At 67.1% G+C, this 22231-nt stretch carries 24 protein-coding genes; 10 read left to right on the top strand and 14 right to left on the bottom strand.

The window, feature by feature from the left end:
- Window positions 1–555, bottom strand: a 555-nt coding sequence (locus QP415_RS08040) for a hypothetical protein (RefSeq protein ID WP_285099647.1), incomplete at its 3' end; no start/stop codon positions are given.
- Window positions 556–631: 76 nt separating this feature from the next.
- Here QP415_RS08040 and QP415_RS08035 point away from each other — a divergent pair.
- The 6 genes from QP415_RS08035 (at window position 632) to QP415_RS08010 (ending at window position 7755) form a co-directional block, all read left to right on the top strand.
- On the top strand, window positions 632–1081 hold the full coding sequence (locus tag QP415_RS08035) for a hypothetical protein (protein ID WP_016460714.1): 450 nt from the start codon (window positions 632–634) through the stop codon (window positions 1079–1081).
- Window positions 1082–1168: 87 nt separating this feature from the next.
- Entirely contained in the window at window positions 1169–1537 is a 369-nt protein-coding gene (cmtR, locus tag QP415_RS08030) for a Cd(II)/Pb(II)-sensing metalloregulatory transcriptional regulator CmtR (RefSeq protein WP_016460715.1), read from the top strand.
- A complete protein-coding gene (locus tag QP415_RS08025; protein ID WP_285099646.1) occupies window positions 1534–3438 on the top strand; it encodes a heavy metal translocating P-type ATPase in 1905 nt (634 codons plus the stop codon). The genes cmtR and QP415_RS08025 overlap by 4 nt, the downstream gene beginning before the upstream one ends.
- A gap of 330 nt (window positions 3439–3768) precedes the next feature.
- Window positions 3769–5181 carry an SLC13 family permease gene (locus QP415_RS08020; protein WP_048676398.1) on the top strand — a complete coding sequence of 471 codons (1413 nt, stop codon included), beginning with the start codon at window positions 3769–3771 and terminating at the stop codon, window positions 5179–5181.
- Window position 5182: 1 nt separating this feature from the next.
- Window positions 5183–7288, top strand: coding sequence for a sensor histidine kinase (locus QP415_RS08015; protein ID WP_442953472.1), 2106 nt, complete (start codon window positions 5183–5185; stop codon window positions 7286–7288).
- A complete protein-coding gene (locus tag QP415_RS08010) occupies window positions 7285–7755 on the top strand; it encodes a response regulator (RefSeq protein ID WP_016460719.1) in 471 nt (156 codons plus the stop codon). Before QP415_RS08015 ends, QP415_RS08010 begins: the two co-directional genes overlap by 4 nt.
- A gap of 73 nt (window positions 7756–7828) precedes the next feature.
- Here QP415_RS08010 and QP415_RS08005 read toward each other — a convergent pair whose 3' ends face one another.
- The 3 genes from QP415_RS08005 to QP415_RS07995 form a co-directional block, all read right to left on the bottom strand.
- On the bottom strand, window positions 7829–8704 hold the full coding sequence (locus QP415_RS08005; RefSeq protein WP_285099645.1) for an Abi family protein: 876 nt from the start codon (window positions 8702–8704) through the stop codon (window positions 7829–7831).
- 306 nt (window positions 8705–9010) lie between these two features.
- A complete protein-coding gene (locus QP415_RS08000) occupies window positions 9011–9664 on the bottom strand; it encodes a hypothetical protein (RefSeq protein WP_285099644.1) in 654 nt (217 codons plus the stop codon).
- A gap of 112 nt (window positions 9665–9776) precedes the next feature.
- Window positions 9777–10526: an NADPH-dependent oxidoreductase gene (locus QP415_RS07995; RefSeq protein WP_285099643.1), complete on the bottom strand. Its 750-nt coding sequence runs from the start codon at window positions 10524–10526 to the stop codon at window positions 9777–9779.
- Between the two features lie 23 nt (window positions 10527–10549).
- On the opposite strand from QP415_RS07995, the gene QP415_RS07990 reads away from it, so the two are divergent.
- Together QP415_RS07990 and QP415_RS07985 are read left to right on the top strand one after the other, a co-directional pair.
- Window positions 10550–11485 (top strand): alpha/beta fold hydrolase, encoded by a 936-nt coding sequence (locus QP415_RS07990; RefSeq protein WP_016460723.1) that lies wholly within the window; start codon window positions 10550–10552, stop codon window positions 11483–11485.
- A gap of 60 nt (window positions 11486–11545) precedes the next feature.
- Window positions 11546–11965 (top strand): hypothetical protein, encoded by a 420-nt coding sequence (locus QP415_RS07985; RefSeq protein WP_048675601.1) that lies wholly within the window; start codon window positions 11546–11548, stop codon window positions 11963–11965.
- A gap of 82 nt (window positions 11966–12047) precedes the next feature.
- Here QP415_RS07985 and QP415_RS07980 read toward each other — a convergent pair whose 3' ends face one another.
- The 10 genes from QP415_RS07980 to QP415_RS07935 all read right to left on the bottom strand — a co-directional run bounded on the left by QP415_RS07980 (window position 12048) and on the right by QP415_RS07935 (window position 19868).
- Window positions 12048–12566: a GNAT family N-acetyltransferase gene (locus QP415_RS07980; RefSeq protein WP_016460725.1), complete on the bottom strand. Its 519-nt coding sequence runs from the start codon at window positions 12564–12566 to the stop codon at window positions 12048–12050.
- A complete protein-coding gene (locus tag QP415_RS07975) occupies window positions 12566–12874 on the bottom strand; it encodes a type II toxin-antitoxin system TacA family antitoxin (protein ID WP_048675598.1) in 309 nt (102 codons plus the stop codon). Before QP415_RS07975 ends, QP415_RS07980 begins: the two co-directional genes overlap by 1 nt.
- A gap of 178 nt (window positions 12875–13052) precedes the next feature.
- Complete coding sequence (locus QP415_RS07970) at window positions 13053–13835, bottom strand: amino acid ABC transporter ATP-binding protein (RefSeq protein WP_048675596.1); 783 nt, start codon at window positions 13833–13835, stop codon at window positions 13053–13055.
- Window positions 13835–14707 (bottom strand): amino acid ABC transporter permease, encoded by an 873-nt coding sequence (locus tag QP415_RS07965; protein ID WP_048675594.1) that lies wholly within the window; start codon window positions 14705–14707, stop codon window positions 13835–13837. Before QP415_RS07965 ends, QP415_RS07970 begins: the two co-directional genes overlap by 1 nt.
- Before the next feature lie 10 nt (window positions 14708–14717).
- Window positions 14718–15581 carry an ABC transporter substrate-binding protein gene (locus QP415_RS07960; RefSeq protein WP_048675592.1) on the bottom strand — a complete coding sequence of 288 codons (864 nt, stop codon included), beginning with the start codon at window positions 15579–15581 and terminating at the stop codon, window positions 14718–14720.
- A 233-nt stretch (window positions 15582–15814) separates the two neighbouring features.
- The gene (locus QP415_RS07955) at window positions 15815–15967 is read right to left on the bottom strand and encodes a hypothetical protein (protein WP_003797040.1); all 153 of its coding nucleotides are present in this window, start codon (window positions 15965–15967) and stop codon (window positions 15815–15817) included.
- Between the two features lie 163 nt (window positions 15968–16130).
- On the bottom strand, window positions 16131–16580 hold the full coding sequence (locus QP415_RS07950; protein ID WP_048675590.1) for a cupin domain-containing protein: 450 nt from the start codon (window positions 16578–16580) through the stop codon (window positions 16131–16133).
- Between the two features lie 53 nt (window positions 16581–16633).
- The gene (locus QP415_RS07945; RefSeq protein ID WP_048675587.1) at window positions 16634–17926 is read right to left on the bottom strand and encodes an amidohydrolase family protein; all 1293 of its coding nucleotides are present in this window, start codon (window positions 17924–17926) and stop codon (window positions 16634–16636) included.
- Between the two features lie 84 nt (window positions 17927–18010).
- Window positions 18011–19477: an adenosylhomocysteinase gene (locus tag QP415_RS07940; RefSeq protein ID WP_285099642.1), complete on the bottom strand. Its 1467-nt coding sequence runs from the start codon at window positions 19475–19477 to the stop codon at window positions 18011–18013.
- Between the two features lie 133 nt (window positions 19478–19610).
- Window positions 19611–19868, bottom strand: a complete 258-nt coding sequence (locus QP415_RS07935; protein WP_016460734.1) for a hypothetical protein — start codon at window positions 19866–19868, stop codon at window positions 19611–19613.
- Window positions 19869–20111: 243 nt separating this feature from the next.
- Between QP415_RS07935 and QP415_RS07930 the strand changes: the two genes are divergently transcribed.
- Complete coding sequence (locus QP415_RS07930) at window positions 20112–20837, top strand: ABC transporter ATP-binding protein (protein WP_285099641.1); 726 nt, start codon at window positions 20112–20114, stop codon at window positions 20835–20837.
- Window positions 20834–22201 (top strand): FtsX-like permease family protein, encoded by a 1368-nt coding sequence (locus QP415_RS07925; RefSeq protein WP_285099640.1) that lies wholly within the window; start codon window positions 20834–20836, stop codon window positions 22199–22201. The genes QP415_RS07930 and QP415_RS07925 overlap by 4 nt, the downstream gene beginning before the upstream one ends.
- Window positions 22202–22231 lie beyond the last annotated feature (30 nt).

Raw genomic sequence — 22231 nt, 5'->3', positions numbered from 1 at the left:
GGAACCCACACTCCAACTCAGCGCATAACCCACCCCGAAGGACACAAAACGATTACACCACTCCACAGGACTTGACCTCTGATGGTGGACGTGAGCGCGAAAAAGTTCGCCCTGCACGCCTAAAACACCCCAAAATCGGCGTTTTTGCGCTTGCTGGGAGAACTTTTTCGCGGAAGAGCCGCTGAAGGGGCTGTGCTGGGAGAACTTTTTCGCGGAAGAGCCACTGGAGGGGCTGTGCTGGGAGAACTTTTTCGCGGAAATGCTGCTGGAGGGGCGGTGCTGGGCGAGTTCTTTCGCGCCAATCGGCCCTGCGCCCAGGTCTTGTAGGCGACGTGGCGCACGAGGCTGGCTGCGGTGGGGGTTTTGCAGCATTAGAAGCTGGTTGGCGGCGTGTCGCCGGCGTGTCGTACCTCTAATGACGCCATTTCCCCCGTTTCGTGGCGGCCCGGCCGCGCCGAGCGCGGCAAGCGCGCGAGCGCCCTCTCGGCGGACTTCACCCCAGAGGGCGCGCAGGCGTTCTTCGACTACCACCAGCAGCAGAAGGAGAAGGAACATGAGCGCAGCGCTCGACAGGCTGAAGCAGCAGAACGAGCGCGAGCAGTCGTAGCAGCAGCTCGGCAGTCCGGAGACGATGGAGCTGTTGACCTCGATCCTCGCCGCCGTCGAGGCGCAGAACACGAGGATTGCCACGCCGGCCGAACAGCAGAAGAAGCTCGCGGGGTTCGTGAAGGTCATGGACGAGGAGACGACGAGGCGGGCGGAGCGGATCATCGCCGCGACGGCGAAGCTGGAGGCGCGACAGCTCTGGTCCGCCGCCACCGCGATGTGCCTCGTTCTCCTGCCGGTGGCCGTGGTCATCGCCGGTCTTTGGATGGGCATCGCCGGGCTCATCATGGGTGTTCAGTGGGCGCTGGACGTGGACGGGAGCGTGTGGCTCGGCATCGGCCGGTGGCTCGTGGTCGGCGCTGGCCTCGCCGGGGCCTGCTACGGGCTCTTCGTGTCCGTCCGCTGGGTTGCGGGTCTCGTGGAGACCTGGAAGGGCCGCAGGATGCCGAAGTGGCCCCGCTGGCGCAAGAGGTGATCACGCCTCACGAGGGCAAGCGCGCGCAGCGCGTGCGGCAGCGCGACAACTGGAGATTAGGTCAGCGACTGCTGTATAGTTCAGCGCATGCTGACCATTGCTTCGCGTCTCGACGTCATGAACCGGCTCGGCCGGGCCATGGCCGACCCGACGCGTTCCCGGATCCTGATGTCCCTGCTTGACGGCCCGAGCCACCCCGCCGTGCTCTCGCGCGAGCTGGGGCTGACCCGATCGAACGTGTCCAACCATCTGACCTGTCTGCGCGACTGCGGCATCGTGGTCGCCGAGCCCGAGGGGCGGCAGACCCGCTACGAGATCGCCGACCCGCACCTGGCCGCGGCGCTGACGGCACTGGTTGATGTGACCCTCGCCGTGGACGAGAGCGCGCCGTGCATCGACCTGGCCTGCTCGGTGCCGGGCTGCTGCGCCGCGAGCAGTTCGGGGGGCGCCTCGTGAGCGCCGCCTGCGGCTGCGACGAGCCGATGACCAGCCCCGCGGACGAGGCAGAGGAGACAGAGCGCCCGTGGTGGCGTGATCCCGGCCTGGTCGTGCCGATCCTCTCCGGCGTCGCGTTCGGCACCGGCCTGGCGCTGGAGTGGTCGGGGCTGCACATCGCGGCGCTGGTCGCGTTCTGGGCGGGCCTGCTGCTGGGCGCGTACACGTTCGTGCCCGGTGCGATCCGGAATCTCGTTGTGAAGCGCAAGCTCGGGATCGCGCTGCTGATGACGATCAGCGCCGTGGGCGCGGTGATCCTCGGCTACGTCGAGGAGGCGGCCGCGCTGGCATTCCTCTTCTCGATCGCCGAGGCCCTGGAGGACAAGGCGATGGACCGCGCCCGCGGCGGGCTGCGCGCGCTGCTGAAGCTCGTGCCGGAGACCGCGACCGTGCTGCGCGACGGGACCTCCGCCTCGGTCCCGGCCAGGGAGATCGCCGTCGGCGACGTGCTGCTGGTCCGCCCTGGCGAGCGGGTCGCGACCGATGGGCTGGTCCGCTCGGGCCGGTCGAGCCTGGACACTTCGGCGATCACCGGTGAATCGATCCCGGTCGAGGTCGCGCCCGGAGAAGCGGTGTCGGCGGGCGCGATCAACAGCGCCGGCGTGCTGGAGGTCGAGGCGACCGCCGCGGGCACCGACAACTCGCTGACCACGATCGTGGAGCTGGTAGAGCAGGCCCAGGCCGAGAAGGGCGACCGAGCCCGGATCGCTGACCGGATCGCCCGCCCGCTGGTGCCCGGCGTGATGATCCTCGCCGTCCTCGTCGGCGTGCTCGGGTCCCTGCTCGGTGACCCGGAGACCTGGATCACCCGCGCCCTGGTCGTCCTCGTCGCGGCCAGCCCCTGCGCGCTGGCGATTGCGGTGCCCGTCACCGTGGTCTCCGCGATCGGCGCGGCGACCAAGTTCGGCGTCGTCATCAAGAGCGGGGCTGCCTTCGAGCGCCTCGGCGGTATCCGGCACCTGGCCGTGGACAAGACCGGCACTCTGACCCGCAACCGGCCCGAGGTAACTGCCATCGTCGCCGCCCATGGGTTCGATGACGCGCAGGTGCTTGCTTGGGCTGCCGCCGTGGAGCAGCACTCGACGCACCCACTCGCCGCCGCCATCGCCGCCGCGGGCCGAGGAACCCCGGCCGCGCAGGACGTGGCCGAGGAGGCCGGGCACGGCATCGGCGGCCTGGTCGACGGCCGCAGGGTGGCGGTGGGCAGTCCGCGCTGGATCGACGCCGGTCCGCTCAAGGCCCGGGTCGAGGACCTGGAGGCCGAGGGGCAGACCTGCGTGCTCGTCACCGTCGACGGCTTCCTGGCCGGGGCGATCGGCGTCCGCGACGAGCTGCGCCCCGAGGTCCCCGAGGTCGTGCGGACCCTGCGCGACCAGGGCGTCGAGGTGAGCATGCTCACTGGCGACAACTCCCGCACCGCTGCTGCGCTGGCGAAGCTGGCCGGGATCGGCGACGTGCACGCCGAGCTGCGTCCCGAGGACAAGGCTCGTATCGTCGCCGGGTTCTCGGAGACGTCGCCGACCGCGATGATCGGTGACGGCATCAACGACGCGCCCGCCCTGGCCGGGGCGACCGTGGGCATCGCGATGGGCGCGACCGGCTCCGACGCCGCGATCGAGTCCGCCGACGTCGCCTTCACCGGCCACGACCTCGGCCTCATCCCGCAGGCTCTGCGCCACGCCCGCCGCGGCGGCAGGATCATCAACCAGAACATCGTTCTGTCCTTGGCGATCATCACTGTGCTGCTGCCGCTGGCGATCACCGGCGTGCTCGGCCTGGCAGCGGTCGTCCTCGTGCACGAGGTCGCCGAAGTCGTCGTCATCGCCAACGGACTGCGGGCTGCGCGTGCCCGCAAGCAATAGGTGTTCCGTCCAACGCCATAACTCAGACATGCGCTACGAGAACCCTCTCTACCTCGCCGAGTAGCCGGTCCCGTGCGGTTCGGTGACTGGGAGTAGGCGACTCGGTTATCGCATCTTGTCGGCTGTGATCGGGAGGGATGTGTCAAGAGTCGATCAGCGCCTCGTCATTAAGCCGGGGTGGGGGTATTGGAAAGCCCCACCCCGGTTTCACTTTTTGTGTGTGCTGACATACACTGGTCGGACACTATCCAAGCAAGACGATGAGGTCTTCACATAATGGCTCGACGCTCCAAGGGCGCGGTGTCAATCAATCCGCGCTCCGCTCAGAATATGTCCACGCGACCGGCAGATTTCTCGAAGAAGAAGCAATCAATTAGCCCGGCCAAGGTGTTTGGCGCCGTTGCGGCGCTGGCGTGCATAGTGACCTGCCTGTTCGTGCAGCTGCCCGGCCTGGACGTGGCCGGTACGCGCATGTTCGGTATCTTCCTGGCGGCGATTCTGCTGTGGGTGACGGAGGCGGTGCCCCTGGCGGGCACGGCGGTCCTCGTCATTTTCTTGGAGGTCTTGTTCATTTCGGACCATGCGCTGCTGAGCGTGGGTGAGGGTGCTCCGGCGTACACGAAGTTCTTCGGTGCCCTGGCCAACCCGGTCATCATCCTGTTCTTGGGCGGCTTCATGGTGGCTGACGGTGCCGCCAAGTACAAGCTCGATCGCGCCCTGTCGGCGGTTCTCCTCAAGCCCTTCATGGGCAAGCCGCGCCTGACGGTCATGGGCGTCATGCTGATCACCGCGATCATGAGTATGTTCATGTCGAACACGGCGACCACGGCGACGATGTTCGCCGTCATGATGCCCGTCATCATGGCTCTGCCCGAGGGCAAGGCGCGCACCGGCATCGCCCTGTCGATCCCCGTGGCCGCGAACGTCGGCGGCATGGGCACGCCGGTCGGCACGCCCCCGAACGCGATCGCTCTGGGCGCGTTGGAGAACGCGGGTGTGAAGGTGACCTTCCTGCAGTGGATGCTCGCGGCCGTCCCGCTGATGCTGGTGCTCCTGGCCCTGTCGTGGGCGTTCATCGCGTGGCGCTACATCCCCACGGACGCCAAGTTCAACATCGACACGTCGGCTCGCTTCGAGAAGTCGCGCAGCGCGATCATCTTCTACTCGGTCGCAGGCCTGACGATCCTCCTGTGGATGACGGAGTCGCTGCACCACATTTCCGCCAACGTCGTTGGCTTCCTGCCGGTCGTGGTCCTCCTCATGACGAAGGTCATGAGCGGCGACGACCTGCGCGCCCTCGACTGGCCGGTGCTGTGGCTGGTCGCCGGTGGTATCGCGCTGGGCTCGGGCGTGTCCGCCACGGGCCTCGACAAGTGGATGCTCGGCTCGATCCAGTGGGCCTCGATCCCCGGCGTCCTCCTGATCTTCGTGTTGGCTCTCGTGGGCTGGGTGACCTCGAACGTCATCTCGCACTCGGCGTCCGCGAACCTCTTGATCCCGATGGGTATGGGCCTGGCGACGACGGTGTCCACGAGCGCCGCCGAGATCGCCATCGTCATCGCCCTGGGCTGCTCGCTCGGCATGTGCCTGCCGATCTCGACCCCGCCGAACGCGATCGCGTACTCGACGGGCACGACTCCGACCCGCGAGATGGCGATCGTCGGCATTGTCGTCGGCGTCATCGGCATCATTCTCCTGGCGTTTGTTGCGCCGCTGACATGGGGATTCATCGGGGTGATGTGACGTGTCCGGGGACGAGGCCATGGCTGGTTCGGGGGACGCGCGCCCCCGGCCGGGGCTGGCCCACGGGTGGACGCAGGGGCCCGCGGCGGAGGATGCCTCGGTGCTGGCCCGTACGGATGTGCGAGCCGGCGGTCACCGAGTCGGCCACCCGATTCACCTGCTGGTGTGCGGCGACGATTCGCGGTCAATTGCAGCTCCCGTCACGAGGGACTTGGCGCACGCTTTCCCGGGCCTGTGCTTGGACCGCGTTGACGGGATCGAGGATCTGGCCGCATATGACGCGAGCCTGAATCCGGGCGATCATGTGCTCATGGGCCTGGTGACCTCTGAGGTCGCCGATATTGATGCGCTCATTGATCGGGCGGGGACGATCCCGGCGCTGCGTCGCATGCAGTGGGTCGTGGTCACGGATCGTTCGGAGCACCGAGACCTCGTGCGGTGCATACAGTCGGACGCGCTCGCTTCGGTGTTGAAGTCCCCGTGGACGGTGCCGCTGCTGGCGGGTCAGGCGTATTCGACGATGGTGCGCTACCTGCGCGGGTGCGGCTATTCGGAGAGGCAGATCCGCTCGCTGATCGCGGACCCACCGCCGTTCGCCGTGCAGGGCCCGCTCCTGGAGGGCTTGGACCGCGACGAGCACGAGGTCGTCATGGAGCTCCTCGCCGGCGTCGAGCGCGTGCTCGGCCAGCGGCCTCGGCTCATCGTCCCCGAGGGGATCCAGCTGGTGACCCAGGGCGAGCCGGTGGGCGCTGTCTACCTGGTGCTCGACGGGCAGGTGTCGCTGCACAGGGATTCGGCGCAGGGCGAGGTCTTGGCGCACCTGGCGTCGTCGGGCCCGCTCATCGGCCTCGTGTCGCTGGCCCGCGCGGAAAACGCGTTCTTCACGGGCGAGACGGCGACGGAGGTGACGCTTGTGCGCCTGACGACCGAGCAGCTCCAGATCGTCATCTCCGAGGACCCGTCGATCGGCGCGACCCTGACGGCGCTCGCGATCCGCTCGCTGACGCGCCGCCTCATGCGCGCCGAGGACCTTCACCTGCAAAACGCGATGCTCGCCGAGGACCTCGAGGCCCAGAAGGAGGCCCTCGCTGCCACGCTCGAGGACCTGCGCGCCACCCGCGCCGAGCTGGTCGAACGCGCGCGCTTCGCGATGCTCGGCGAGCTGAGTGCCGGCATCGCCCACGAGCTCAACAACCCGGTGACCGCCCTCGTGCGCGCCGCGAAGCACCTGCACGAGGATGTCGACGCGGCGCTCGCGGCCCCGGCCACGGCCTCGTCGAGGGAGGCGATGGCCCGAGCCCTCACGGCGCCGCCGCGCTCCACGTCGGTTGAGCGCGCCCTTATGAAGGAGCTGCTGCCCGTCGTCGGTGACCGCACGCTCGCGCGGCGCCTCGTGCGCGCGGGGGTCCAGGGGGCGGACGGCGCGCGTGCGCTCGCGCAGATACCGGGCGGCATCGACGCGTACGAGGCAGGGGCGCGCCTGGGCGGGTCCCTGCGCTCGGTGCTCGCCGCGGGCGATCGTGTCATCGAGCTCACCCAGTCCCTGAAGGGATACGCGCGCCCGGACGCCGAGGATCTGAAGCCGGTGGACGTGCGCGAGGGTATCGACGATGTCCTGCGGCTCACCGCCCACAGGGTGCGGGGTATTCGCATCGACTGCGACTACGAGGATGTGCCGCCCGTGCGCGCGCATCCGGCGAAGTTGCAGCAGGTGTGGACGAACCTCATCGTGAACGCGGCCGAGGCGATTGAGGATGAGAACGCGGACCTGGTCGCGGCAGCCGAGGCCTCGGGCGGCGTGCCCGAGCTGCCCGCGCGCGGCGAGGCCGAGGCCCGCATCCGCATCACCGTGCGCCCCACGCCCGAGGGCGTGAGCGTCACCATCCACGACAACGGCCCGGGCATCGACCCGGGAATCGTCGACAAGATTATGGAGCCCCACTTCACCACCAAGGCGGGGCGCGTCCGATTCGGCCTGGGCATGGGCATGTCCATCGTCCGAAGCATCATCGCCGATCATGGGGGCACCCTCGCGATCGACTCTCACCCGGGATCCACGATCATGCGGATCTCGCTGCCCGCCCAATCACACGAGGAGGAATCATGACCCTGACAATCCTGTCCCTCGAGGACGAAGCAGACGTGCGCGACGCGCTCGAACGCGATCTTGAACAGTTCTGGGACAAGATCCGGCTCGAAGTCGCCGAGGATGTCGACGACGCGTGGGCCGTCATCGACGAGATCGTCGAGGACGGGGACGAGCTCGCGCTGGTGCTGTCCGACCACCGTCTGCCCGGAAAGTCGGGCGTGGACTTCCTCGTGGAGCTCATGAAGGACGAGCGCTTCGGTGCGACTCGGACGGTCCTGGTCACCGGTCAGGCGGACCAGTCCGACACGATCCGCGCGGTGAACCAGGCGGGCCTGGACTACTACATCGGCAAGCCCTGGAACCCCGACGAGCTGCGCACAGTCGTGCGCGACCAGCTCACCGAGTACGTCCTGGAGACCGACGTGGACCCCCTGCCCTACGTGAGCGTGCTCGACGGCGTACGCATCATGGAGGCGATCCGCTAAACGGTATGCAAAGGGCCGCCGCGCTTGCCTTCATCGGTGAGCGCGTCGGCTCTTCGTGTCAGCAGTGGGCGTCTCAAGATGTCGGCTCGCACGACCACAAAGGGAGCGACTGCCAGTTATCTGGCGTGCCAGTCGCTCGCAGGGGGACAACGTCGGTGGCGGGGAATGTAGCGAGGACTGAGGGGAGGGCGGTTCCATCTCCCAGACCCATCGTGCGGGTGAGGTATTGGACGAGCGTGAGCTGATCGAAGCACTTGTTATTCTCGGCAGATAAGCCGACAATTCCGAGATCATGAGCGTTGCTGGGCAGCTTCGCTTTCCGCAGTGTTCTGTTAAACAGGCGTCCCTGGTGTGCGCAGATATTGCGGAGAATCCTGAGATTGTCGAGCCAGGAATTGACCTGTGATCGACTTAAGTGTAGAGAGTCAGCGATGCTGTCTTGGCAGTGAATTGGTGCCATTTCGAATAGCAGGGCAAGCTGTCCCCATTCAAGGATGTGAACTGCTACCCATATGGGCAGTTTACTTGCGTATTCACATTTATAGTGTTTGATGAAATCCTCTTGTGATCGACGGAGATTTCTATTGTAGGAGATAATCCATTTTCTATACTTATCGGTTTCGTGATTGTTTTCCTTATTGAAACCTGAGGGGCCTAGCTGAGGGGATGCAAGGTGGAGATAGGGGTCCTCTTTGCCAAGGGCGTAGCCGATGAGTGCACGTAATCCAACTTCGATCCGTGAGAGTTCTTGAAAAGTTGTCGCACGAAGTCGCTCATCGAATCTGTAGAGCGCTAATACCTGTTCTAGGTTTGTTTCGGGAGTGAATTGATCAGAGCGTGTCCGGCTCTTCCTATCGTATTGGCGAAAAGGGTATGAGTAGCCGGATAGTCTGTAGTAGCTGATTGACTCGAGTGCTTTCCGCGCTGTATCAATGTCATCGATGATCATTCCGCGTGATCGTAATATATCGATCTGTTCATCGATAGTTCGAAAAGGCTTTTCCATGGTTATGCGCCCTTGCATAGAAGAAAACCGGCCCTGGACCTTTCGGCGGAACCGGTGTTGATGACGATATTGTATCGTCCATTGGAGCCTTATGTCAATCAGGCATAGTTGTTCGGTGCCTCATAGAGGGCTATCACGCGGTGTCGCTGCTCGTGCCCTTCGCAAAAGAGAAGACCGGCTCTGGATCCCCGTGGTGGGGTAAGAGCCGGTTCTGGTAGCTGCCATTATAGGCGGCCCTTGCTGCGCGTGTCAGCCCTGGGGCTGCTCGCCCGGGTCGTTGCACATCGTGATGCCCTCGAAGCCGGCGGCGCCCAGCACCTGGAAGATCTCGTCGAGGAGGACCATCGGCTCGGCCGTGCCCGCCGCGAACTCGGGGTGGCGGATCTCGATGGCAGCCATGCCGCGCGGGTCCGTGACTGGCTCGGTGTCGAACTTCTCCGACAGCAGACGGTTCGCCTCCTCCAGGTCGGCGGGGGATCCGAACGCCCAGGTCACGGCCTTGTTGCCCGCACCCGTCGGCGTGCGATGAATGTACATGCGCGTCATGAGAATGTGGCGGCCGTAGCGCGGGAACATGTCGCCCACGCGGGTGAACAGGGCGATGTCGGCCAGCTCCCCGCCCAGCGACGAATCCACGAGCGCGTACGCGTACGCTCCGATGCCGCGCAGGGTGAGCGCATCCGCGAGGAGACCCATGACCTCGTCGTCGAAGGGCTCGGGCTGGAAGTACACGCCCTCGCCGACCTCCGGCGCGTCAGGGTCGAGCAGCGTGATGTTGAAGCCGGCGTCCGCCAGCGCATCCCGCACGAGCGCAACGTTGTGCTCCGGGAAGGGGTGCAGCGCGGCCGCGTTCGCGGCGATGCGCTCGATAAACACGTAGGTGGAAAAACCAAGCTCAGCCATGCGCCCATTCTAAGCGCGCGGCCAGCCGGGTATGCGACGAGGCCGTGGTCCCCCGGTCGGCGCCGGTCACCACAGCGCGAGGGGAGGCCACGGCCTCGTCAAGGAAGGAGAGTCAGCGCAGGCACAGGCCCTGCTCGTGGAGGACCTCCATGATGGGGGAGACGTGCGCGCCGCCCACGCCGATGTTGGTGGCGACCAGGTGGGTGAAGGACTCGAGGCGCGAGCCCGAGCGCAGGTCGTAGTACTCGGTGACCTCGCGGTCGTAGTCGGCCAGAGTCTCGGTGTAGGACTCGACGCGCGGGTACGTGTTCTTCGCGGTCATGACGGAGAGGGGCATGCGCGGCTTCTGGCCGGGTTCCTGGTCCGGGTGGCCGACGAGCAGGCCGACGATCGGGAACGTGAGTTCGGGAAGCTGAAGCACCTTCACGACCGGGCGCGGATCGGCGAGGATCGAGCCGAGGTAGACGGTGCCCAGGCCCATCGACTCGGCGGCCACGACCACGTTCTGCGCGGCCAGGAGCGCGTCCTCGAGCGCCGTGAGGAACAGGTTGAACGAGCCCAGGGCCTCCGAGGAGACGCCCTGCTCCGCGCGGATGCGGCTGTTGCGGTACAGGTCGGCGACGAAGATGAACAGGTCGCCCTTCGTGCCGCCCACGTAGGGCTGGCCGGAGGCGGCGCCGATCGTCTCGCGCACCTGCGGGTCGGTGATGTGCAGGACCGTGCAGGACTGCAGGAACGAGGACGTGGCGGTATGACGAGCCACATCCATCAGCGTGGTGACCTCTTCCTCGGTGAGGGGCTGGTCCTTGTAGGCGCGGATCGTGCGGTGCGCGAGCTGGCTCGCAATCGTCTCGTTTGTCATGCGTTCATTCTACGATTGGGGGCGTGAAACAGATAGAGCCTTTCGGTCCTTTTGCGCTGGCCTCAAACGTCACCCCCGTTGCCGTCCCCTCCCCGGCCGGCGAGCTGAGCGGCCTGCTGACCGGCCCGAGCGCCCCCGGCCTCGTCGACGGCACACCTGCTATCTCAGCGGCGTCGGCCCCGGACGCGGCGGGAGAGAACCGCGCGCTCCTTGTCCCCGGCTACACGGGCTCCAAGGAGGACTACGCGCCCGTCCTGCCCTTCCTGGGCGACGCGGGCTGGGACGTCCTCGCCTACTCGCAACGAGGCCAGGGCGGGTCCGCCGCACCCGCTGGCCTGGGCGCGTACGGGATGAGTGACTTTGTCAATGACCTCATCGCCGTCGCCGAGGCCTGGGCCGGGACCTCGGGCCGCGTGCACCTCGTGGGCCATTCCTTCGGCGGCATCGTCGCGCGCGCGGCCGTCATCGCGCGGCCCGACCTCTTCGCCTCCGTGACCCTCTTCTGCTCGGGTCGGGCCGTCTACGACTGGATGAACACCCTGCCTATCCTCGACCCCCTGCCCACGGGTCCCGGCGCGCGCGAGCAGGTGCTGCGCACCTACTTCCCCGACATGAAGTTCGACGAGCCGGGCGTCGGATGGGCGGAATTCCAACGCGTTCGCGCACTGGACACGGCCTCGGAAAACCTGGTGGGCATCGCCCGCATCCTCTCCCAGCTGCGCCCCGACACTCCCGCGCTCGCGGCCACGGGCGTGCCCGTGCACGTGCTGTACGGGGATCAGGACGAGATCTGGCCGCCTGCCTGGTACGCCGAGGAGGCCTCGGACCTGGGTGCGCGCGAGAGCGTCATCCGCGGTGGCGCGCACAGCGCCCAGCTGCAGTTCCCGCAGCAGTGGGCGGAGTTTGCCACCTCGTTCTGGGCGGATGTGGAGTCGGGGGCGCTGGTCTGGTCCATGTGATGCTCGAGGGTGTGACATCGTCCCAAAATCGCGCTTTGTGGCGAGTGCGTGTGAGTATGGATGCTTAGTATGGTGTTTATGAACAAGCGTTCCATCCTTACAGCAGTGCTGGCGCTCGGCCTGGGCATCTCCGCCCTGACCGGCTGCGCCACCGATTCCGATTCCGCTCACTCCTACGTGACCCCGAAGGACGTCAAGACGGTCGAGCGTCCCATCGCTCAGATCGACGAACACGGCATCAAGGTCCCCGAGAAGCGCGACCTGAAGATCAAGCTGGCCGACTCCGACAAGGCCACCAAGTGGAAGATCGAGGTCTCTGACCCCACGGCCCTCGAGGTCGGCAAGTCCGAGAAGAACATCGTCACCCTGCACCCGCTGCGTGCGCTGGGCGAGGACGACGCCCCGGTCACCGTGAGCCTGACCGATCCGGACGGCATCACGACCGACTTCAAGGTGACCATCACCGAGGGCGCCAACTGATTCCATACTGACAACGCTTCGGGCCCAGGATCTGCGGATCCTGGGCCCTTTGCGTTGTGTTGCGGCCGCTGGGTGTTGGACGCTACAGAGCGTCGATGAACTCTCGTAGGGCGCGCAGCGGCAACACCAGGTGGTTCTGTGCTCCCGGGCAGGGAACAAACTGTGAGCACTGGTTGAGGTAGAACTCGCGTGCGTGGTCGTTGGCGCAGTGGACCAGGAGGGCAGCGAATCCCACCTCATTACTGAGCTTGTAGGCTCGCAAGAGTGCGTCTTTGAGGAGAGCTGCGCCGATGCCTCGTCCCTGCGCGCGCTGATCGACGGCGAGTCGCGCGAGGAGGAGAACCGGGCAAGGCTCCGGGCGTTGGCCAGGTTTGAGGGCATCTGGGAGTGTGCTGCGCTGCACTGCCCCCATCGATAGGGCGTAGAAACCAAGTGTGTCGGGTTCCTGTGTTGTGACGAAGACGCGAGCGTTTCCGGCTCGGTGGTTTTGCCACGCAAATCGGTGGAACCAATCGTCTATCTCAGTGTTGCCCGATTGGAAGCGTGACCGGTCGTCCCTCCGCTCGAGAGGCCGCGGCTCTTGTAGGACTGATACGTACATCAGTTCTCGGAGGTGCTCGGTGCGTTCAGGTCGATGTGAGTGCCGAAGGGCGAGGGGCGATCAAAGAGTTTGCGCAGCTTGGGATCGTCCGTCGGCGAGGCCTCAAGGATTTCTTCGAAGCGGGCGTATTGTTCGTCGTCCATGAGGAAGAGGTGTTGGTCGGCGAGACGCCGCTGCGCCTCCAATGTGGCTGCGGAGAGGACAAAATCGCTGATGCTGCGAGATGTGTACGTGGCGGCGCTGCGAATGAGAGTGTTCTGTTCCTCGGTGAGGCGCAGTTCCAGACGCTGTGTCTTTGCAGTGCTCATGTCAGTTCCTCTTTCAGTCGTACGGACATTATCCGTACGTATAGACACCCTAGCATCTGAGGTTCGAGTGGGCTACCTCTTTCCCCTGGGATCTCTGCGGGAATGGACCACGCTGCGAGTGGATGAGAAGGGAGCGGCCAACGATGAGTTGACCGCTCCCCTTCAGGTTCCCGATGTCTCAGTGCAGGATGCGTGCCAGGAAGTCCCTGGTGGCCTGCTCGCGCGGGTTGTCGATGACCTGCTCCGGCGGGCCCTGCTCGACGATCTGGCCGTTCCGAAGGAACACGACGCGGTCGGCCGCCTGGCGGGCGAAGCTGATCTCGTGCGTCGCCATGAGGATGGTCGACCCCTGCGCCTTGATTTCGCGCACGAGGTCCAGGACCTCACCGACGAGCACTGGGTCCAGCGCTGCCGTGATCTCGTCCAGCAGGAGTAGCTCCGGGTTCGTGGCCAGTGCGCGCGCGATGGCGACGCGCTGCTGCTGGCCGCCCGACAGGCGATCCGGGAATTCCTTCGCCTTGTCCTTCAAGCCGATGCGGTCCAAGAGTTCCAGGCCGCGCTCGCGCGCGCGATCCTTGTCCCAGCCGTGCACCTTGCGGGCCGCCAGCGTCACGTTGTCCAGCACCGACATGTGCGGGAACAGGTTGTAGTGCTGGAACACCACGCCGATGCGCGCGCGGATCTTGTCCGCGTTCGCACGCGGGTCCGTGATGTCCTCGCCGGCCAGGAAGATCTGGCCGTCATCCACCCGTTCCAGCAGGTTGGCGCAGCGCAGCAGCGTCGACTTACCCGAGCCCGATGCGCCCAGGAGGACCACGACCTCGTGCGGGGCGACATCCAGGTCCAGCCCGCGCAGGACGACGTTGTCGCCGAAGCGCTTGACCACGCCGACGGCGCTCAGGACCGGGGTGGCGCTTTCCGAAACGAGGGGCGTTTCCTCGTACGTAGTGGGAACCGACATCAGACGGTGCCTCCCATCTGCTCGCGCTTACGCAGTCGGGCCGTGTACCAGTCCGACAGGCGAATGAAGGGGAACGACAAGATGATGAACAGCAGGCCGGCGACGACGTAGGACGTCATGTTGTAGGTCTTGGCCTGGACCATCTGCGCCGAACGGATCGCGTCGACCGCGCCCAGGACCGAGATGAGGCCGACGTCCTTCTGCATGGAAATGAAGTCGTTCATCAGGGCGGGCGTGACCTTGCGGATCGCCTGCGGCACGATGATCATGCGCAGCGTCTGCCCGTGGGACAGACCCAGCGATCGGGCCGCGTAACGCTGGGAGGGGTGCACGGAGTCCAGGCCCGCGCGCAGCACCTCGGCGACGTACGAGGAGTACGTGAGGATCAGCGCGACCGTGCCCAGGAACGCGGTCGGGATGCGCGTCGTCGGGTTGAGCGCGGGGATGCCGAAGCCGATCAGGTAGAGGACCACCAGGAAGGGGACGCCTCGGAAAATGTCCGTGTATGCGGCCGCCAGGAAGCGGATCGGGAAGAACACGGGACCGGCCAGCGTGCGCGCGGCCGCCAGCAGAGTCGCAAAGACGGCGACGCCCAGCACCGCGATCAGCAGGATCCGGATGTTGAGCCACAGGCCGGACAGGACCTGGGGGAAGGCCTCGACGAAGTACTTGCCGTTGAAGAAGGTGTTGCGGGTGGCCTCCCACCCGTCGGAGTTGACGACCACGGCGATGAGGACTCCCGTGACCACGATCGTGGAGACCAGGGAGATGAGGATCGACCGGACCGTCTGCTTGCGCCGATAAGCGCGCCGGCCACGCTCCACCGCCGAAACGGGGGGCGTGGCCAGCGCGTCATTCGAGTAGTCACTCATGAATGAGGCCTCACTTGAGGGTGGGCACGTTCTGTGCTTCGTTCAGCCACTTTTCCTGCAGCTCAGCGAGCTTGCCGGACGAGGCCAGGCGATCGACCGCTGCCGAGACCGTGGGGGTCAGCTTGGAACCCTTGGGCAGGACGATGCCGTATTGTTCGCCGCCCGTGGTGTCGTCGAACTGGCCGATGATAACGCCGTCATCGATCTGCGCGGAGACCATGTAGAAGGCGGTCGGCAGGTCGACGACGATCGCGTCCACGCGGCCCGTCTGCAGGGCCAGGACCGTGTCGTCGGAGGAGTTGAACATCTGCAGCTTCTGGGTGAGTCCGGGCTCGAGGTTCTCGGACGCGAACTGCTGAGACGTGGTGCCGGCCTGGACGCCGATGAGGACGTCCTTCAGGTCCGCGATGGACTTCGCGCTGGCGGCAGGGGAGCCTGCCTTGGTGATGATCGCCGAGGTGGTCGTGTAGTACGGGGATGTGAAGTCGACGGCGTTCTTGCGCTCGTCGGTGATGGAGAACTGCTGAATGTTCAGGTCCCAGTCCTTCGCGCCGGGGGTGATCGACGAATCGAAGGTGGCGCGCACCCACTGGACGTTGTCGGCGGTGTAGCCGAGTTCCTCGGCCAGGGCATAGATGACGGCCGACTCGTAGCCTTCGCCCGAGGACGGGTCGTTGTCCAGGATCCACGGCGAGTAGGCGGGGTCGGAGGTGGCGACGGTGAGCTTGCCTTCCGTCACGGTCGGCAGGGCGCCGGGGCCGTAGGTCTGCTCGGCGCCGGAGGAAGAAGAGGAGCTCGTGCCGCCCGTGCAGGCGGCCAGGCCGAGTGCCGCGACGGCGGCGACGGCAGCGAGGGAACGGACAGAGCGGCGCATGGGGCCTCCCAGTGACGTGAAGGAATCCGCCGGTGAAGGCGGGTCTGACTCGATGAGAGTATCGGTGCGCCGAAAGACGCGCTGGCATAGTTCCGATGCACGAAACATTAGAACGAGGCCTGGGCTGGGAAAACGTTGAAATCGTAAGGGTTTCAGGGTGGTGGGGGATGGGACACAGTGGCGTGCGGGTATGCGAAAGGGCCGGGCCGCACTGGCCCGGCCCTCCCGTCACGTCACTTCTGGAACTTGTCCTTCAGATCGGAGACGACCTCGGTCGCCTTGTCCTTGGCGGCCTCGACGGCCTTCTCGACGTTCTCCTCGCCGAAGGTTTCCTTGGCCTTCTCGAGGCCCTCTTCAGCCTGCTTCTTCAGATCTTCCAGACCCATGTTTCCTCCTTGGAACGAGCCGCTCGTATTGGTTGAGCGGATAGTCTCACCCTAATGTCCGGATCCCGTGGTTCGCGCGCTCAAGCCGCAGAACGTGGCGATAGTCCCGTGTACGCCCAGATCGTGGGCCCGTGCCCGACCAACGGGCCCGCAGGCCGGTGGGTCAGATCCCCTCGGCGAGCTTCCAGTCGTCGAATGTGAACTCGGGGGAGACGACGCACGTGGCCAGCGCGTAGTCGCCGCGGGCGAAGGTGCGCTGCCAGGTGCCGGCGGGTACGAGGATCTGTACGGGGTTCGCCGGATCGGAAGCCACTGTGCCGGACGGAGACCCCAGCGTGACGATGCGTGGGTCGGCGTTGGGCGCGTTGCCGCTGCCTCCCAGGTGTACCTCGAGGGTACCGGGGCCGGACCAGATCCACAGTTCGTCGGAGTGGACGAGGTGCCAGCGGGCCTCCTCGTCGCGGTCGAGGAGGAAGATGATCGCGGAGGCGCTGTGGCGGCTCCCGCGGGGCGTGTCCACGCGGGCGGGCGCGGTCCACGTGCGGCGGTAGTAGCCGCCCTCGGGGTGGGGCGCGAGGCCCATGGCGTCAATCAGCGGGGACACGTCGGTCATTCGAAGCTCCAAACGAAGGGAAAGGGAGGGTGAGCGACAGGGAAACGAAGGAGTCAGCGCGAGGCCGAGTAGCGCACGCGCCCGGAGACGATCGTCTCGATCACGTGACCGGCGCCGTGGCGGGCCACGGTGTCGATGGTGTCCACGATCGAGGTGACGGGCACGTCGACGACGCACATGTCGGCGACCGCTCCCGACTGGAGCTGGCCCAGGCGGTCGGGACCAGTCGCCAGCCCCATCGCGGTGGCACCGCCCAAGGTCGCGGCCTGCAGGAGGCGGCGTGCCAGATCCTGGTCCTCATACCCCTGTGCGCGCGCCAGGTCGAAGAGGAGAGCGACGTCCTCGAGCAGGTCGAGGGAGGGGGAGGAGGACAGGGAGTCCGTGCCCACCGCGATCATGTTGCCCTCGGTGAGGTAGGCGGCGACGGGAGGCGCATCCAGGCCGATCACACGATTCGAGCGCGGGCACAGCGCCACCGCCGTCTGGCGGGCGCGCAGTCGCCTGCGGTCATCGGCGCGCATGTACACGCCGTGCGCGACGTGGCAGTCGGGTCCGAGGACGCCCAGCTGATCGACGAACTGCGTCGAGGAGAAGCCGCCGCCGCGCGAACGCATCGCCGTGAACGACGAGGAATGCTCGCTCTTCCACAGGTCCGCGAGGTCGGTCGTGCGCGTCTCGGACCATTCGGCCTCGGAGTGGGATTCGCCCAGGTGAATGTGGATGCGCATGCCCCGGCGCCGGGCCATGTCGGGCAGGTCCAGCAGCGGCTCGGCGTCCAGGGAGTAGGGCGCGTGCGGGGAGATGCCCACGGCCGGAGGGGTCGGCATCGCGTCCAGAGACTCGGAGACTTCGCGTTCACCGCGCGCCCGCCACTCCTCGTTCGACCAGCTCATGACCTCCCAGTAGGCGACGCCGTGCAGGCCCGCGTCGTGCAGGGCCGAGGCCGCGGCTGCGTCCGTCACCACGTCGGCGGCAGCGGTCGTGCCGCTCTCGAGGAGCAGGCGCGCGCCCGCAGCCGCGTCGCCTCCCCAGTCCAGGCCGCCCGCGTCGTAGACCTCGTCGAAGGCGCGCGCCCAGTCGTCAAAACCGCGGTATTGTCCGGCTCCCACGGACGCCATGCCCGTGTACTGCAGGTGCGTGTGCGCATTGACGAGGCCGGGGAGCAGCACACCCTCAAAGTGGCGTTCCGTGAAGGAAAGGCCGCGCTGCGTGAGCGTTTCGACGACCCAGTCGCGCGCGCCCACGTGCTCGATACGCCCGTCGCGCACGGCAACGGCGCCGTCGAGGATCGAGGGGGCGGTGATCGGGATGACCATGCCGGCGGACCAGACGACCACGTCGCTCATGGGGGACCTTTCAGTGGGGGACGCTGACTAACAGTGTAGAAGTGGGGTAGGCATACCCGCCCCAGCGGTGGGCGTGAGCTGCGACTACGACAGGGACAGGGCGCCCAGCGCAGCTGCTGCCACCGCGTCGTCGGCCTCGCGCGGCAGGTCGTGCAGGCCGGGGGCCAGCTCACCTTCGCGGGTCAGGAGCTCGCGTAGGGACGCCAGCTGCACGCCGAAGCTCATGTCCATGATCTCGATGGGGTTGCCCTCGCCTGCCGTGTAGTTGATGCCTTCGCCGCGCTCGAGGACGCGCAGGGTCTTGCCGGAGGGGCTGGTCAGCGTCTGCACGTGCGGATCGCCCGACTCGGCCATGACCCAGGACGCGGCCACGGCCTCGTCGATGGACACCTCCCCGTCGACGCCACCGGCGACCGTGACGATCGCGCCGCCCGGGGCCGCCTCCAGCGCGCTCAGCGGGATCGTCGCCCGCTCGCCCGTCGCGGAGATCAGCATGCCGGCGCTCGCGGCTGCCTGCTCCAGCGAGGCCACGGTGAACCCGTCCATCGACGCCTGGAGGGCACGCACGGGGTCCAGCTCCACGACGGTCACGCGGGCGCCGAGCGCCGCGCCGAAACGCGCGCAGCCGCGCCCCACGTCGCCGTAGCCGATGACGACGACGCGCATCCCCGCGACGGGCGCGCCCACGCCGTCCGGGTCAATCAGGTCGAGGATCGTCGTCCAGCACGACTGGCCCGTCCCGTAGGCGTTGTCGAACAGGGTCTTCGAGCGTGCGTCGTTCGAGGCCAGGACCGGAATGCGCAGGTCGAAGGAACGCAGGGGGCGCAGCCCCGACGTGGTCTCCTCCGCCGCGCCAACCAGCGCCTCCAGGACACCCGGGCAGGCCTCCGTGTCGTGCGCCAGGCGGATCAGGTGCGAGCCGTCGTCCAGCAGGAATTCGCTGCGCTGGGCCAAAAACTCGCGCGCGAGCTCCCACTCGCGCTCGCGGGAGGCGCTCGAGTCCGCGAAGACGGGGATGCCGGCGTCGCGCAGGCGGGCAGCGACATCCTCGCGGGTCTCGGACGCCCAGCCGAAGACGCTGACGCGCGCTCCGGCCTCGGCGAGCATGAGGGCCAGCGCCGCGGTCTTCGGCTCCAGGACGAGGGAAAGCCCAACGCTCCGGCCCGCAACCAGGGGTGCCAGAGCCCGGGCCGCCGCCTCGGTGACGGGCATGTGGGCGCGCGCCCACTCGATGCGCCCCTCGTCGCCGGGGCCCGTGATGGTGCGCCCGTCGGGGGCGATGACCGCGCGGAACGTGCCTCCGGGTGCCAGGACCGTGATTGCCCCGGGCGTGGGGGCCGCGTCCTCCTCGAGCGCGAAGACGACCGGGGGCGAGGCCGGGGTGTCCTCGGAGTCAGCCAGTGGGCGCACGTGGGCACCGAACGCGCGCAGCAGGGCGGCCAGCGTCGGGTCGTCCGTCGCGAAGGAGCGCCCCGCGATGAGCATGTTCGTGGCCCGCGCGTAGGCGCGTAGCAGCAGCTGAGCGGCGAGCGGATCCAGGGCGCGGTTCATGCGTTAAACGTAGCAACTGCCGCGGCTGCGCGTCCCCGTGAGGGTGCGTGAGTACTCTGTGAGGGCCCCTCAAGTAGCTGCCCGCAGGTATGTAAAAGGGACCGGGCCCTGCGGCCCAGCCCCTTTCGTCGGATCACTTGCCGAGCTTGTCCTTGGCCTCGTCGGCCAGCTCGGTCGCCTTGTCCTTGGCTTCCTCAGCCTTGTCCTGGACGGCTTCCTTGGCCTCGTCGGCCTTGTCCTGGGCGGCGTGGGCGGCTTCCTTGGCCTTGTCCTTGGCCTCGCCAGCCAGCTCGGTCAGCTTGTCCTTGGCTTCCTCAGCCTTTTCCTTGGCCGCGTCGACGACCTTCTCGAGGCCTTCTTCAGCCTGCTTCTTCAGATCTTCCAGACCCATGGTGTTCTCCTTGGAGTAGTGCCGTTCCGACAGTCAGAACGGATACAACCGACCCTATCGGTTGTTGGCCCAGGTGGCCTGAGGTGCGGGCACACAGTCCCGCATGCTGGCGTCAGCGGGTGGATCAGTGCCGTGGAAGCGGGTGAATTCCGCCATTTCCTGCGATGTGTCGGGGGACTCTCAGGGGATAACCAGGGCAGCCCCTCATGGAAGTGAGATGCGCCTCGGGAATAACGTGGAGGCATGACAGAGAACAACGCGGGCCTGGTGACCCGAGCACTAACGAAGACATACATGCGTGGGAACACGCCCGTCCACGCGCTGGCAGGTGTCGACCTGACACTCCCGCAGGGCACGCAGGTGGCGATCATGGGTCCCTCGGGCTCCGGTAAGACGACGCTCCTGCACTGCCTGGCCGGCGTGCTGCGACCCAGCTCAGGGTCGATCACGCTCGACGGCGAGGAGATGACGACCATGTCGGAGCGCGTGCTCTCCGACCTGCGCCTGCGTCGCTTCGGCTTCGTCTTCCAGGACGGCCAGCTCCTGCCCGAGCTGCCCACGGAAGAAAACATCGCGATGCCACTCATGCTCGCGGGCACGCCCAAGTCGCAGGCCCTGAGTCGCGCCCGCGAGATCCTCGCGAACCTCGGCCTCGACGGCGCCGGCCCCTATCGCCCTGGCCAGCTGTCGGGCGGCCAGGCCCAGCGCGTCGCGATCGGTCGCGCGCTTGCCACCGATCCCTCGGTGATTTTCGCGGACGAGCCCACGGGCGCCCTCGACCAGGCCACCGGCGGCGAGGTCATGTCCCTCCTGACCAGCGCCTGCGCCACCACGGGTGCCTCCCTGGTCCTCGTCACCCACGACCCTGCTGTCGCCGCGCGCCTGCCGCACACGATCCACGTGCGCGACGGTCGCATCTCTCTTGAGGGACGAGGCACGGGCGCGCCCAGTCAGGGGGTGGCCCGATGAGCGCGGTACGCACCGCCGCCGGGGCGCTCCTGCGGTCGCGCGACCGGGCGACCTCCGTCCTCACGGTCGCCGCGTTTGCGCTCCCGCACGCGTTCCTGCTCGCGGTCACCGGCGGCGTCATGGCCTTTGGCGCGAGGGCTGCCGTCGCCGCGACGTCGGCCACGGCCGACGACCCCTCGAGCCTCGACGGGATGGCCTCCTTCTACGTGATGCTCGCGTACTTCGCGGCGACCCTGCTCATCGTCCCCATCATCTCGATGGGTGCGGCGGCCGCGCGCCTGGGTATGAGTCGGCGCGAGCGTGACCTTGCGGTCCTGCGCCTCGTCGGCCTCGCGCCGGGAAAGACGAAGCTCGCCTGCATCCTCGAAACATGCGTGTTTGCGGCCGTGGGCGTCGTCGTCGGCTCGATCCTGTACGCGGTGACGCTGCCCGCTTGGGGCGCCCTGTCCTTCCAGGGGCAGCCGATGGGAGTGTCCGAGATGTGGGTGGGGGTCGTGGCCCTCCTCGTCGAGGGACTCGCCATGATCGTCCTGGCCGCCCTGTCCTCGTGGCTGGCCATGCGCAAGGTCGCGATCACGCCCCTGGGCGTCGCGCGCCGCAGCCAGGCGGGCCGCGTGAGCGCGGTCGGCCCGATCATCGGCCTGGTCCTCCTCGTCCTGTGGCTGAGCGTCGGCACTCTCGCGATGAACCTGGGCACCGCGATCGGCATGGCCGTGTTCATGGGCTTCATGGGCGCGATCTTCCTCATCGTCAACCTGGTGGGCGTCTGGTCGATCAGCCTGATGGGCCGCATCATGGCGCGGGTCTCGCGCAGCCCCCAGATGATGGTGGCTGGGCGTCGCATGGCCGACGATCCGCGCGCCGTGTGGCGCTCGTTCGGGGCGGTGGCCCTCGTCGGGTTCCTCGTGGGCATCATGTACCCGGCGAGTGACGCGATCTCCATGAGCGGGGATTCTACGGACGAGGTCGCCCGCATCGTCATCGGCGACATCAACAGGGGCATGCTGCTCACCTTCGCGATCACCCTTGCGCTGGGGGCCGTATCGACCGCGGTCAATCAGTCGATCCGCGTCCTCGACTCCGCCGACCAGGTGCGCGCCCTGTCCTATATGGGTTCCCCGCGCGGCTTCATGGATCGCAGCCGCCGCCTCGAGGTCGCGATCCCCGCGTTCGTGATGATCGTCGGCTCGATGCTGCTCGGCATGGTGTTCATGTCACCGATGCTTGCGTCGGGTGCCGGAAAGGGCTTCCTCATTGCGCTCGCCTCAGCGATCGTCGGCGTTGTTCTCATCGTCGTGGCCTCCGAGGCGACCGTTCCCCTGCGTCGTCGGATCCTCGCGGGCGTGCGCGAGGGGCGAGAGTAGTTCGCGCCATCTGCGCAGGTTCCGGCCCCG

Origin of the sequence: Pauljensenia sp. UMB3104, assembly GCF_030217285.1 — a bacterium.
In the GTDB taxonomy this organism is placed as follows: Bacteria; Actinomycetota; Actinomycetes; order Actinomycetales; family Actinomycetaceae; genus Pauljensenia.
The sequence above is the reverse complement of the archived record's forward strand: the minus strand, read 5'-3'. Positions and strand labels throughout refer to the sequence as shown.

What these genes read in the sequence shown, in the direction of transcription:
- QP415_RS07950 (WP_048675590.1), bottom strand. Translation starts at nt 16,580, where the DNA reads ATGACCGACGTGTCCCCGCTGATTGACGCCATGGGCCTCGCGCCCCAC.
- QP415_RS07960 (WP_048675592.1), bottom strand. Translation starts at nt 15,581, where the DNA reads ATGCGCCGCTCTGTCCGTTCCCTCGCTGCCGTCGCCGCCGTCGCGGCA.
- QP415_RS07970 (WP_048675596.1), bottom strand. Translation starts at nt 13,835, where the DNA reads ATGTCGGTTCCCACTACGTACGAGGAAACGCCCCTCGTTTCGGAAAGC.
- QP415_RS07940 (WP_285099642.1), bottom strand. Translation starts at nt 19,477, where the DNA reads ATGAACCGCGCCCTGGATCCGCTCGCCGCTCAGCTGCTGCTACGCGCC.
- QP415_RS07985 (WP_048675601.1), top strand. Translation starts at nt 11,546, where the DNA reads ATGCTTAGTATGGTGTTTATGAACAAGCGTTCCATCCTTACAGCAGTG.
- QP415_RS07945 (WP_048675587.1), bottom strand. Translation starts at nt 17,926, where the DNA reads ATGAGCGACGTGGTCGTCTGGTCCGCCGGCATGGTCATCCCGATCACC.
- QP415_RS08005 (WP_285099645.1), bottom strand. Translation starts at nt 8,704, where the DNA reads ATGATCATCGATGACATTGATACAGCGCGGAAAGCACTCGAGTCAATC.
- QP415_RS07995 (WP_285099643.1), bottom strand. Translation starts at nt 10,526, where the DNA reads ATGACAAACGAGACGATTGCGAGCCAGCTCGCGCACCGCACGATCCGC.
- QP415_RS07930 (WP_285099641.1), top strand. Translation starts at nt 20,112, where the DNA reads ATGACAGAGAACAACGCGGGCCTGGTGACCCGAGCACTAACGAAGACA.
- QP415_RS08035 (WP_016460714.1), top strand. Translation starts at nt 632, where the DNA reads ATGGAGCTGTTGACCTCGATCCTCGCCGCCGTCGAGGCGCAGAACACG.
- cmtR (WP_016460715.1), top strand. Translation starts at nt 1,169, where the DNA reads ATGCTGACCATTGCTTCGCGTCTCGACGTCATGAACCGGCTCGGCCGG.
- QP415_RS07925 (WP_285099640.1), top strand. Translation starts at nt 20,834, where the DNA reads ATGAGCGCGGTACGCACCGCCGCCGGGGCGCTCCTGCGGTCGCGCGAC.
- QP415_RS07980 (WP_016460725.1), bottom strand. Translation starts at nt 12,566, where the DNA reads ATGTACGTATCAGTCCTACAAGAGCCGCGGCCTCTCGAGCGGAGGGAC.
- QP415_RS07935 (WP_016460734.1), bottom strand. Translation starts at nt 19,868, where the DNA reads ATGGGTCTGGAAGATCTGAAGAAGCAGGCTGAAGAAGGCCTCGAGAAG.
- QP415_RS07955 (WP_003797040.1), bottom strand. Translation starts at nt 15,967, where the DNA reads ATGGGTCTGGAAGATCTGAAGAAGCAGGCTGAAGAGGGCCTCGAGAAG.
- QP415_RS08020 (WP_048676398.1), top strand. Translation starts at nt 3,769, where the DNA reads ATGTCCACGCGACCGGCAGATTTCTCGAAGAAGAAGCAATCAATTAGC.
- QP415_RS08000 (WP_285099644.1), bottom strand. Translation starts at nt 9,664, where the DNA reads ATGGCTGAGCTTGGTTTTTCCACCTACGTGTTTATCGAGCGCATCGCC.
- QP415_RS07965 (WP_048675594.1), bottom strand. Translation starts at nt 14,707, where the DNA reads ATGAGTGACTACTCGAATGACGCGCTGGCCACGCCCCCCGTTTCGGCG.
- QP415_RS07975 (WP_048675598.1), bottom strand. Translation starts at nt 12,874, where the DNA reads ATGAGCACTGCAAAGACACAGCGTCTGGAACTGCGCCTCACCGAGGAA.
- QP415_RS08010 (WP_016460719.1), top strand. Translation starts at nt 7,285, where the DNA reads ATGACCCTGACAATCCTGTCCCTCGAGGACGAAGCAGACGTGCGCGAC.